Raw genomic sequence first — 11,921 nt, 5'->3', positions numbered from 1 at the left:
TCAGTCCGCCGCATCAGAGGGGGACCGCACAGTCGCCGTGTTCTCACTGCACCAAGCATGCTGACTTGTGTTTGTTAATGATTGGAATCTTGACATTAAAAGCATCTGCAAGCAGCATCCAGGGAACACCAGAGCCGCTCCATCAAAGGAGGAAGGGCATGCGCCGATCAGATGCGCCCGGACGGCTGGCACTGGCCATCGGGACCTCCGCGTCGCTCGTCGCGCTATTGGCCTCACCGGCGCGCGCGAATCCCGACCCCGCCCCCTCGGCCGATCCCGGCGCCTGGCGACTGGTCTACGACGAGAGCTTCGGCGCGCCGCTCGCGGTCGACGCGGCCCCGTGGGTGAAGGACCCGCACGGGGACGCCAGCCCCTGGAACGTCGACCACATCGACGACGACGGCAAGTACTACGAAATCCAGGGCGGGTCCGATTTCCGCCGCCAGCTCGCCGGTTCCGACATCCTGCGCAAGCGGGTGGCGTTCGGCAAGGACGGCTGGCTGACCGCCGAACTGGCCGCCCGCGACATCGACAAGGACGGCCGCCCTGAGGGTCCTCCCTCGCTGCGGAATGTCACGACGGAACCGGGCGGCCGGGCCGCCAAGCTGGAGGAGCCGCGCCATGACGGCGGGGGCATCATCCGCTCCACCCGTGCGCTGCCTCCGCGGTACCGGATCGAGTACACCCTGCGCACCATAGACTTCGGCGGCAAGCGCGACGGCACCTGGGAGTACGACGGCAAGACCAACGGCTATGGGACGGAGGGCTGCAAGACCAACTGGCCCTGGAAGGCGCGCGGCGACTTCTCGGGCCCCGCGGACCCCTGCAACCCGAACTTCGGGGACGTCCGCACCGACAACGGCTTCTACTTCCTGTCGATCATGGACTACGCCCGGCCGGCCCCGCACAACAACGTCTTCATCCACAACCACCGCAAGGTGGGCATGGACGCGTACAACGTGAAGCGGACGGGCGTCAGCAGCTACGCCATCTGCAATCCGGCGACGAAGCAGCCGTACAACTACAACGCGCCCGAGAGCAGCGGCAACGGCATCAACGAGATCTTCTTCGACGGCTCGCGCTGGCGGGACGCGAGCATCGGGTACAACCAGTTCGTCATGCCGACCGAGTGCGGCACGTTCAACGGCACCGAGTCCACCCCGGGCACCATCGTCTCCGCGGCCGAGATCCAGCCGGAGCTCATGCCCGGTGAGACCTACCGTTTCGCCATCGAACGGGACGCGACCGGTTACACGACCGAGATGTCGGGCAACTTCCGCAACGCGGGCCGCATGACGCTGCGCTACCACCGCGACTTCGTCCAGGGATCCACGCCGATCTGGCACTACAACAACACGCCCGGGGAGTACGACGGCCGGTTCAATTCCACCCTGACGTTCAGCGGGCCGCACGGCAGCTACTCGGTCGAGCAGTGGCCCAAGGGGTCGGCCTACCCGGACTACTTCATCCTCGGTGACCCGCATCTGAACTTCTACGAGGGCTCGGCCACAGTCGACGACATCCGCCTCTACGTCCCCGGGGAGAAGTGATGAGTCCGCATGCCAGGCTCTTCCGCTCCGGTGGGAGAACGGGCGCCGCGTACCATACGCGAACCCGCGCCGGATCGTCGCGGCGCTGACGCTCGCAGTGTGGGCGTGCTCCGTCGTCCGATGCGAGCGTGCTCGGACGACCGGTTCCGGAGAACGCAGGCAGTCGAGAACGGCCCACCGAGAACGCCTGTACCCACGTGGTCTGGGTGCCGTGAACGGGTGGGCGGAGCGCAGGCGGGGCGCACCGCAGGGCGCGGGTTCACATGGGGTTCACCATGGCGAGCGTCCCCGGGGATGACCTCCGAGAGCGTGATCCATCATGTCAATCGGTGATGGGTTTCATGATGTTGTGAGCACACTCGCTCAGGGGGAGGGCGGCGTCCGCTCGCTCGGGGCAGGCGCGGATGAACGGGCGCCCGGGCACGGGGCGTGAAGGTGCGGGACCGTCAGGCCGTGATCACTTCCACGTTGCGGTCCTTGAACCGCTGGAGCAGGTCGGCCGGAGCCGCGGTGTCGGTGACCAGCACGTCGACGTCATCGGTGTCGCAGATCCGCGCGAACGCCTGCTTGCCCAGCTTGGAGGAGTCCGCGACGACCGCGACCTTGCGGGCACGCGACGCCAGCAGGCGGTTGATGCTCGCCTCGCCTTCGTGATGCGCGGTCGCGCCGGCCTCCGGGTCCATCGCGTCCACCCCGAGGAACGTGATGTCGAGCGAGATGTCCTCCAGGATCCGGGTGGCGAGCGGGCCGATCAGCTCGTAGGACTGCGGCCGCTCGACGCCTCCGGTGACGACGACCTTCACATGCGGGCGGACGGTGAGCTCGTAGGCGATGTTCAGCGCGTTCGTCACCACCGTGAAGGCCAGGTCGTTGGCCGATCCTGTGAGGTCGGGGCGGGTCGCCAGCGCAGTGGCCAGCTGCGTCGTGGTGGTGCCGCCGTTGAGGCCGACCACCGCGCCGCGGGAGGCGAGCCGGGCGGCCGCGTGCGCGATGCGCTGCTTCTCATCGGCGTTGCGGGCGGTCTTGTAACGGAGCGGCAGGTCGTAGGCGATCCCGTTGGCCACCGCGCCCCCGCGCGTGCGGGTCAGCAACTGTTGCTGTGCCAGGTGGTCGAGGTCGCGACGGGCCGTCGCCGCCGACACGCCGAGCGCCCTTGTGATGTCGTCCACCTCGAGGCGGCCCTGCTCCGACAGCAGCTCCAAGACTGCGTTCAGGCGCTCATAGCGGTTCACGGATGGTGCTCCTTCAATGGATCGAGCGGGTGGTGGCAGAGCACGGAGACCGCGCCTGGACATGGCGGGGGCCCAACGCGCCGATGCGATCATGCTGTGGCCCCCGATCGCGGCCCTTCCGGCCTCCGTATGCGATTCTGCACGCCGCCGGGTCTGAGCGGCACGGATACCTGTCGGCGACCTGTCGGCGCCGTGCGTCGCGCTGTCGGCCGGCCACTGGAATTGACGGTACCGCGACGTACGCCGACCGGATCATCTGAAGTCAAACCTTGACATGCCCTGATCGATTCTGCACGCTATCCCCATTCAGTGAGCATAACCAAGCTAAGAGTTGCAGCCAAATGGACTCCCCAGGTCAAGGGGTTACAGATGATCGACGGGAACCTCGGTGCACTCCTGTCCGCCTCCACCGTCCGGGCTCGCGTCCACGTGACCTCCTGGGAGGAGGCGGTGGACGAGGCGGGGCGGCTGCTCGTCGCGGCGGGAGCCTGCGAGTCCCGCTACGCCGACGCGATGCGAGCGGCGGTGACCGAGTTCGGGCCGTACATCGTCATCTCCCCAGGGGTGGCGATGCCGCACGCCCGGCCCGAGCAGGGCGTCCTGCGGCCCGGGATCGCGCTGTTGACGCTGGCGAAGCCGGTCGAGTTCGGCCATCCGGCCAATGACCCCGTCGACCTGGTCATCCCCTTCGCGGCCGTGGACAAGGACGCCCACATCGCTGCCCTGCAACGGATCAGCGCGCTGCTGCTGGACGCCCCGGTGCTGGCCAGGGTCCGGGAGGCCCGGACGGACGGCGACCTGCGCGCGGCCCTTTCCATCAACGACGACACCGGCATCAACGACGACACCGGCGGAGGAACCCGTTGATCAAGATCGCCACCGTATGCGGCATGGGCTTCGGCACGAGCATGATGCTCGCCATGCGGATCCGCGAGATCCTCGCCGACGAGAAGGTCGACGCGAGCGTGGACCCGGTTGACCTGGGCTCGTTCAAGACGATGCAGGCGGACATCGTCGTCACGACGCGGGACATGGAGTCGCATGTCACGGGCGCCGGTTCCGCCGTTGTGCTGATCGACAATCTCGTCGACAAGCAGGAGATCGAAACCAAGCTGCTCGACACCGTCCGCTCCATGCACAGCGATTGAGACCTCTGTTCGCCCCCGCCCTCCCCCGCGTGTTCCCATCTCCTTCCCGCCCTGACTCGCCCCCCGTCGTCGTCCCCTCACGTCCACCACCTTGACGGCGATGCCTCGGCGGGCATCGGCGATGCCGGCGCCGCCCCCTGCCTGGCCCTGGAGGCCCCCATGGAAGCCCTGGAGTTCGTCGTCAGCCTGTTCCAGATACCGGCGATCATCGTCGGGTGCATCGCCCTCATCGGGCTGATCGTCCAGCGAAAGCCGCTCGGCGACATCGTCGGCGGCACGATCAAGACGGTGCTGAGCCTGCTCATCGTCGCCGGCGGCGTCACGGTCCTGCTCGAATCGCTGACGCCGATTCAGAAGATGTTCGAGATGGCTCTGCCGACCGGCGGCGTCAAGACGTTCGTGACCTTCGACGAGGCCGTCGTCAGCGCGATCCAGACCAAGGACGTCCACCAACTGGGGACGCTGATCGGGCTGACCCTGCTGTTCGGTTACGCCTTCCACCTGGTGCTGGCCCGGATCACCAGGTTCCGGTACGTCTACCTCACCGGTCACATGATCTGGGTCCATGCCGCCGGCTTCGCGATCCTCTTCCACAGCCTCGGCATGAACGGGTTCTGGACGGTGGCGTCGGCGTCGATCGCCGACGGCGCCTACATGACGCTCGCGCCCGCACTGGCGCAGCCGGTCATGCGCCGCATAACCGGCTCCGACCAGGTCGCCTTCGCCCACGGGCAGACCTCGCTCAACATGCTGGCCGCCGGCTTCGGCAAGCTCATCGGAAACCCGGAGCACAGCACGGAGGACTACAAGGTCCCCAAGAAGCTCAACTTCTTCCGCGACATCGCCGTGTCCACCACGCTGATGATGATGCTGGTGGCCTTCATCGCGGGCACCGCGGCGGTCATCAGCAAGGACACCGCCACCTTCACCAAGCAGATCTCCGACGGCCAGAACTGGGCCGTCTTCACCTTCCTGGCCGCGCTCGGCTTCACCGCGGGCATGCTGATCCTGCTGTACGGCGTGCGGATGCTCATCGCCGAGATCGTGCCTGCCTTCGAGGGGATCGCCCGCAAGGTCATCCCGAACGCCAAGCCCGCCCTCGACGTACCGGTGATCTTCCCCTTCGCCCCGAACGCGCTGATCGTCGGCCTCATCTCCGGCCTGATCGGGCAGATCGCCGGCATGGCGCTGATGGCCGCGATCGGCTGGCCGGTGCCCATTCCCAGCATGATCGTCGCGTTCTTCGCCTCCGGCGCGGGCGCCATCTTCGGCAACGCCACCGGCGGCCGCCGCGGTGCCTGGGCGGGCGGTTTCCTCTGGGGCTTCGTCGGCTGGTTCCTCATCAGCTACGCCTACGAGTTCAAGGTTTTCGGCGACCTCACCGCCCTCGGAGCCACCGGGATTGGATTCACCGTGCCCGACCTGATCATCCCGGCCATCGCCATCGACGCCGTCGGCCGCCTGTTCGGCTTCTGATGCCGTACAGCACCCCCCGCGGCCGTCCACCGACCGACAACCTGCGAAAGGCATCCATCGGTGAGTGAGCTCAGCACGTCCTATCTGGACTCAGTGATCGACCTGCTGCAACGGTTGCGCGATGAGGAGGTTCCGGCCATCGGGGAGGCGGCCGGCGAGATCGCCGACTGCCTGGCGGGCGGCGGGCGGCTATTCGCCTTCGGGTGCTCCCACTCCTCATTGCCGGTCCAGGACATCGTCTATCGCGCCGGCGGTCTGATGCTGGTGAACCCGCTGTTCGGGCCGGGCATCGCCGCGCTCGACACCCGGCCCCCGACGGTCGGGACCGGGATCGAGAAGCTGCCCGGATACGCCCAGGTGATCCTCGACAACGCGCCGATTCGCAGCGGCGACGTCCTCATCGTCGTGTCCGTCTCGGGCCGCAACGCCGTCCCGATCGAGATGGCACGGCTGGCGGCCGACCGCGGGATCACCGTGATCGGCGTGACCTCGCACGCCTATTCGGACGCGGTCGCCTCCCGGCACGACTCCGGACAGAAGATGAAGGACTTCGCCCACTTCGTCCTCGACAACAAGGTCGACAAGGGGGACGCGATCCTGGAGAGCGAGCAGATGCCGCAGCGCTTCTGCCCGGCCTCGGGCGTGACGAGCACGGCACTCCTGCACGCCTTGGTCGCCGCCACCGTCGAGAAGCTGATCGAACGGGGGATCACCCCGCCGGTGTTCCTGGCCGCCAATGTCGACGGCGGCACGGAATGGAACGCGCGGCTTCTCGCCGAGAACGGCGACCGCATCTTCTACCTCTGAAAGGCCGCTCAGCCCCGCCATCGCAGGGCGCTCGCCGTCACCTCACCGTTCCGTGGCGGCGCCGCACCCCGATCCTCATCTCCCTACAGTCCTCCAAAGGAGGCGCTCATGCCTGAACGCCGCGTCATCATCGCCGCCAAGGAAGGTCTGCACGCACGCCCGGCGGCGGACTTCGCCAAGGCGGCCGCCAAGCAGCCGATCACGGTACGGGTGGGCAAGGAGGGCAAGGCCACCGTCGACGCCTCCAGCCTCCTCGGGCTGATGACCCTGGGCGCGCGGCACGGCGACGAGGTCGTTCTCACAGCCGACGGCGACGCCGCCGACTCGGTCCTCGACATGCTGTCCGGCTTGCTGGCACGCGGCGACTGAAGACCATGTGGCGCGAACGTGCGCTGACGCTTCGTTCGATGTCGCAAAGCGAGGACGGTCCGGGAACCATGCGTGCTCCCGTTGCTTCCTGCGCCGACCGGGAGCCACGCGCACCCGCCCGGAACCGACGGCGACGGCACTCGCTGTGAGTCTTGTGATCCCGAGGTCGTGCAGTGCGGCGCAGACGCCCACGACGTCCGCGATGGAGTCCCACGCACCGACTTCGTGGAAGAGCCTCTTCTGCCGGCGCGCCATGTACGCGCCCCTCCGCTCCGCGGGGAACCTGCGCTCGAGATCCTGCACATCGCTGCTCCCTTCCGCCCTCTCCAGGTCGGACGGTTGCGTGGCGTCGTGTTCAAACATGGCGCATAGTTGCCTCCTTCAAGCATGAATGCGCACACCTGGCCTGAGCTGCGGCGCTCTCCAATCGCACTAAAAGTGATGCCGAGGGGCCTTGACCGGCCTGATGGCCTGCGCAATCATGCGCGCAATGCCCCTGGTTCAAGCATTATTTATCAATCGCCTTCGAGGAGGTCCTCCCATGCTCTCCCGCCGAGCGAAACGACCACGGCACTCGCTGGTGCTCGCCTTGGCCGCGACATTGCTCGCGCCCCTCTCAGCCGTTGCGGCCGCGGAGAGCCCCGCACGCACCGAGTCCACGACGCCCGCGCCCGAGGTCGATCAGCAGGGCAATGTCCTCGTCCTCCGCGTCGGCGCCGCGGACACCGCCAACTCCCCACCCGGCTACAGTGTTCGTATCCAGACCGACGCCCTGCAGGTCACCACCGTCAGGTCCGGGCGCACGGTCCTCGCGACCCCGTCCAGCGACGGCGCACAGGGGCCGGTCAGATTCCTCGTCGGGGACAGCTGGCACCACGCGACGAGCGTTCGCTCCTGGCACTGGGACGAGCAGAAGGCCGTCCTGAGCCTGACCCTGGCGACCACCTCGCCGGACCACGTGGTGGACTACCGCATCACTGCCGGTTCGGATCGCTATCACCTCGACTGGCAGGTCAAGAAGAGCGCCGGGGCGAACGAGGCCGCGTCTGCTCGATCTGTCGGGGAGAGCTACAGGCTGTCCTCGGCGGGGCACTGGTACGGCCACGGCGAAGTGGGGAACCGGGCGCAACCCTGGCCGTTGGAGACCGGGCAGGTGCACGACGCGGCGTTCGATCCGTCCAGCATCCTGCAGGTCGACCCGTTCTGGTTCACCTCCTCCGGTGCGGGCGTGTGGGTCGACACGACGCGGCAGATGGACGTGGCGATCAACGACGGTGCCGACGGGCTCGGCAGGTTCACTGTCAAAGACGGCGATGACTTCCACGGCACGGTGTTCGTGGAGCGTTACGCGCGGGACGTCTACCGCGACTACATCGGCATCGTCGGCGCACCGGAGAAGATCGATGCCACGTACAAGCAGGTCGCCTCTCCGCTCTGGAACAGCTGGGCCCAGTTCTACCAGGGGATGGACCAGCAGAAGGTCCTCCAGTGGGCTCACGGCCTGGCCGACAACGGTCTCGCGGGCCATGGCGTGCAGCTCGACAACGGCTGGGAGCGCGTCTGGGGCGATCTGGACTTCGACCGGACGAAGTTCCCGGACCCACGCGCCATGAGCCAAGAGATCCACCGCATGGGCATGGACTTCGGCCTGTGGACAGGGCTGTGGCTCCGCGAGAACTCCGCGGCCTATGCCGAGGCGGAGCGTCTCGGCTACCTCATGCGCGACGGCACCGATCCGACCAAGACGTGCAAGGTCTACAACGGCGTGGCCGGCATCGTCGACCTCGGCAACCCGGCGGCCCGTGCATGGTATGAGGGCAAGCTGCGCCACCTCATGGAGAGCTACGGCGTCGACGGGTTCAAGTTCGACACGCGCTTCTACGAACCGCACTGCAGGCCCTATCCGGGGACCAAGCCCGTCGACTACCTCGACTTCGGTGCCCAGTCCGCCGACAAGTTCGACCTGCAGGGCGTCGGCATCCGCATCTCCTGGGGGCGCCAGAAGCATGGCTTCGTGACGCGCGAGGCGGACAAGTACACCGACTGGCAGGGTCTCCAGCTGGGCGTCACGCAGGCGCTGGCCGAGGTCACGATCGGCTACCCGTTCGTCGAGACGGACATGATCGGCGGATCGATGACCGGTCCCCCGCCGGAGAAGCGCCTCCTCGTCCGGTGGGCCCAGGCGGCCGCGCTGATGCCGCTGATGTACTCGTCGACCTCACCGCTCGGTGTCACCAACACGCGCACCGGGCAGAGCGAGGCGTACGACCAGGAGACCATCGACCTCTACCGCAAAGCTATCCAGCGCCACCGCAACCTGGCTCCCTACATCTGGAACCGTTCCAAGGAGACGGTGGGTACCGGCGAGCCGGTCATGAAGCCCGTCTTCTACGACTTCCCGGCCGACACGGAGACGTACACGCTGACCGACCAGTGGCTGCTGGGATCGGCCGTCATGGCCGCACCGCAACTGACCTCCGCCACGCAGCGCGATATCTACCTCCCGGAGGGGAGCTGGCTGGATGTGCGTACCCGCAAGGTGCGGCACGGGCCGACATGGCTGCGCGACTACCCCACCCCACTCGCCGACAACCCCGTGTTCGTCCGGCTCGGAGACAAGCACACGGGCGAGGCGCTCTCGGCCCTCGCCCCTGGGTACGTCCCGCCCGCCGGCCTATCCAAGGAGTAGTCATGCCAGGCCCGAGAAGGCATCTGCGTGTGATAAGCGCCCTGCTCCCCCTCATACTGGCGTCCAGCGCGTCGGCGTGGGGGGCGTCCCCGGCCGGCGTCGTCACCTTGGCCGGCTTCGAGGACGCAGCCGCCGCGAACGCCGTGACGGTCCGGGCGCCAAAGCTGGACCGTGTCGCACAAGACTCCGAGTTCGCGACCGAGGGACGCTCCGGCCTGCGCTTCGACGCACCCGGATTCACGACTCCGCAAGGTAAGGACTACCCCGCGATCCAGCTCGACGCCGGCCAAGCGCTCAAATCCGTCGACTGGAACGACTACCGGTTCTTCACCGTCGACCTGGTGAATCCCCGAGAGCACCCCACCGCTGTCACGATATGGATCGGCGGCACCGGGGAGAGCAAGCCATACCAGCGGACGGTCACCGTGCCCGGGTACGGCTACCAGCCCGTCGACATCCCCGTCTCCGACATCGCCTCGGCGGTGGATGTGGCCCATGTGAGCTTCGTCAAGATCAGTTTGACGCGCTGGCAGAACATGTACCGCACGCCGTGGGACCAGACCCTCCACGTCGACGGGCTCGAGCTCACGACAGATCAGCCCGTACACACGGCCACCACCTCCCGTTTGACCGACCCTTTGATCAACGCGATGCGCCTCGACGACCGCGTACAACGGGCCCAGGCCGACCTGCAACGCGTGGCAGGTCGCCTGCCTGGGGCGTCGACCGCCGGCCCCGACGGCTATCTGCACGAACAGGTGCAGGCGCTCCAGCGGAGGCTCGCGGACCTGCGGGAGAAAGCACAGGACGCGGACCTGGAACTCTCCGCGGCGCAGACGCTCAGCGACCAGATCCAGGCGGCCGGTCAAGCCGTCCAGCGGCTGGGAACACTCGTCGAGGCGCGCCGAGCGAGGCCACGAGCCGACATCGGCGTCGGAGTCGCCGACTCGATGAACCTCGTCTACCCGCGAGAGCTCCCGTGCGCCTGCGATTTCACGCAACCCGCCGAGGTGAAACTCGCCCGGAACGAGCACGAGAACGTCCAGATCGCCGTGATGGCATACGAGAGACGGCTGGAGGACGTCCGCGTCCGCGTCGCTGGGGTCACCGATGCCGAAGGAAACCCCGTCTCCGGCGACACGCTCGCCGCTCGCGTGCACCCGGTTGGCTCCCTCTACACGAAGCAGTCGCCGTACTACCACATCCGACCGTCGGCCGGACGCCCTGCCGACTACGTGGGGTGGACGCCCGATCCCATCCGCAGCGACCTCGACTCCGTCGATGTCGCAAGCGGAGACGTACAGCCCTTCTGGGTCGAACTGCACGCCCCGGAGACGATGAAGCCGGGTCGCTACCGCGTGGCGCTGCGGGCCGAGACACAAGGAGGAAGGGCTGAGGACGTCGCGGTCGACGTCCAAGTCTGGCCGTTCACTCTCCCCACCCGACCGGCACAGCCCACGGCCATCACCTTCAACCCGGCGAACCTGGCGTCGGTATACGGGATCAAGGATCCGGACGAGCTCAAGAGAGTGCGCGCCAAGTTCTGGGACTTCCTTGAGCAGTTCAAGCTCGAGCCCGACAACATCTACCGCAGTGATCCGCCGTCGGTGGAGGACCTGCAGGAGCTCAAGAGCAAGTACGGCCTACGCAACTTCAACATCTTCTACATCGACCCGCGGAAGTTCGACCCCAACAACCCCGGCTCCTGGCAGCCGAAGATCGACGAGATCCTTGGGCGGCTCGACGAGTGGACCGCGAAGTACCGCGACGCGGGCCTGCTCCAGCACGCGTACATCTACGGGTTCGACGAGAGCCGGCCCGAGTACTTCCCGGCGATCCGCGAGGTCCTGCGCCAGATCAAGGCGCGCTTCCCCGAGCTCAGGACGATGTCCACCCTCATCGACCCCACCCTCGGCGAGGAGAGCGGACTGAAGGGCCTGATCGACATCTGGGTGCCCGAGGTGCCGAAGTACGACGCGGCAGCCGCCGAACAGGCCCGCAAGCGGGGTGAGCAGGTCTGGTGGTACCCGTACGTGCGAGTCGGCCACCCTTACGCGAACTGGTTCAACGGGTATCCGCCGATCGACACACGGGTGCTGATGGGACCGATGGCCCACAAGCACCGCGTCGACGGCATGCTCTACTACCGGGTCGAGCGCTGGGTGAACCACTCCGCCCTGGCAGACGGTGTCTTCAGCAGCTGGGACCCGGCAACGTGGGGCGAGACGGTCGATGGCGTCTTCCACTCCGCCAACGGCGACGGCTCGCTCTTCTATCCGGGCCCGAACGGTCCGCTGGCGTCCATCCGCATCCAGAACTTCCGCGACGGCATGGAGGACTACAACCTCCTGGAGGCTCTTCGGGACAGAGTCTCGACGGCACAACAGTCTCACAATGTGCCCGGCGACGAGCTCACCAAGGCGGAGGCGCTGCTCGACGTGCCGAAGAACGTGGTCGGCAGCACGATCGACTACACCGAGGACCCGGCGGCCTACCGCGCGTGGCGCACAAAGGTCGGCGACATGATCTCAAACCTCGACAGATCCCAACGCTGACATCAGAGATCACGGACCGGCGTTCCACGGCTCAGCCGTGGAACGCCGGTTCCGTTGAGGCCATGGTCGTCGCGTGGCCGGGTGATTGTCGTGGG

Annotated in this window: 9 protein-coding genes and 1 pseudogene; 8 read left to right on the top strand and 2 right to left on the bottom strand. The window is 67.3% G+C overall.

The window, feature by feature from the left end; genetic code table 11:
• Positions 1–158: 158 nt before the first annotated feature.
• Positions 159–1,550: a mucin-5B gene (locus tag ACY34J_RS16115; RefSeq protein ID WP_462727175.1), complete on the top strand. Its 1,392-nt coding sequence runs from the start codon at positions 159–161 to the stop codon at positions 1,548–1,550.
• 446 nt (positions 1,551–1,996) lie between these two features.
• Here the strand turns inward: ACY34J_RS16115 and ACY34J_RS16110 are convergent, their stop codons facing one another.
• Positions 1,997–2,782, bottom strand: a complete 786-nt coding sequence (locus ACY34J_RS16110) for a DeoR/GlpR family DNA-binding transcription regulator (RefSeq protein WP_462727174.1) — start codon at positions 2,780–2,782, stop codon at positions 1,997–1,999.
• Positions 2,783–3,151: 369 nt separating this feature from the next.
• Between ACY34J_RS16110 and ACY34J_RS16105 the strand changes: the two genes are divergently transcribed.
• The 5 genes from ACY34J_RS16105 (at position 3,152) to ACY34J_RS16085 (ending at position 6,582) form a co-directional block, all read left to right on the top strand.
• Positions 3,152–3,649, top strand: coding sequence for a PTS sugar transporter subunit IIA (locus ACY34J_RS16105; RefSeq protein WP_462727173.1), 498 nt, complete (start codon positions 3,152–3,154; stop codon positions 3,647–3,649).
• Positions 3,646–3,930: a PTS sugar transporter subunit IIB gene (locus tag ACY34J_RS16100; protein ID WP_462727172.1), complete on the top strand. Its 285-nt coding sequence runs from the start codon at positions 3,646–3,648 to the stop codon at positions 3,928–3,930. Before ACY34J_RS16105 ends, ACY34J_RS16100 begins: the two co-directional genes overlap by 4 nt.
• Positions 3,931–4,089: 159 nt before the next feature.
• Positions 4,090–5,406 carry a PTS ascorbate transporter subunit IIC gene (locus ACY34J_RS16095; protein ID WP_462727171.1) on the top strand — a complete coding sequence of 439 codons (1,317 nt, stop codon included), beginning with the start codon at positions 4,090–4,092 and terminating at the stop codon, positions 5,404–5,406.
• Positions 5,407–5,466: 60 nt separating this feature from the next.
• On the top strand, positions 5,467–6,213 hold the full coding sequence (locus ACY34J_RS16090) for a sugar isomerase domain-containing protein (protein ID WP_462727170.1): 747 nt from the start codon (positions 5,467–5,469) through the stop codon (positions 6,211–6,213).
• A 108-nt stretch (positions 6,214–6,321) separates the two neighbouring features.
• Positions 6,322–6,582, top strand: coding sequence for an HPr family phosphocarrier protein (locus tag ACY34J_RS16085; RefSeq protein ID WP_462727169.1), 261 nt, complete (start codon positions 6,322–6,324; stop codon positions 6,580–6,582).
• A 156-nt stretch (positions 6,583–6,738) separates the two neighbouring features.
• Here the strand turns inward: ACY34J_RS16085 and larC are convergent.
• Positions 6,739–6,837: pseudogene (larC, locus tag ACY34J_RS16080) on the bottom strand (nickel insertion protein); the annotation flags it as partial.
• 286 nt (positions 6,838–7,123) lie between these two features.
• On the opposite strand from larC, the gene ACY34J_RS16075 reads away from it, so the two are divergent.
• The gene (locus tag ACY34J_RS16075; RefSeq protein ID WP_462727168.1) at positions 7,124–9,271 is read left to right on the top strand and encodes a glycoside hydrolase family 31 protein; all 2,148 of its coding nucleotides are present in this window, start codon (positions 7,124–7,126) and stop codon (positions 9,269–9,271) included.
• Between the two features lie 2 nt (positions 9,272–9,273).
• The gene (locus ACY34J_RS16070) at positions 9,274–11,826 is read left to right on the top strand and encodes a DUF4091 domain-containing protein (RefSeq protein WP_462727167.1); all 2,553 of its coding nucleotides are present in this window, start codon (positions 9,274–9,276) and stop codon (positions 11,824–11,826) included.
• The last annotated feature ends 95 nt before the right edge of the window (positions 11,827–11,921 follow it).

This window comes from Streptomyces sp. HSS9-12 (assembly GCF_054963655.1).
Note: the sequence above shows the minus strand (reverse complement) of the source record. Positions and strands in the feature narration are given on the sequence as shown.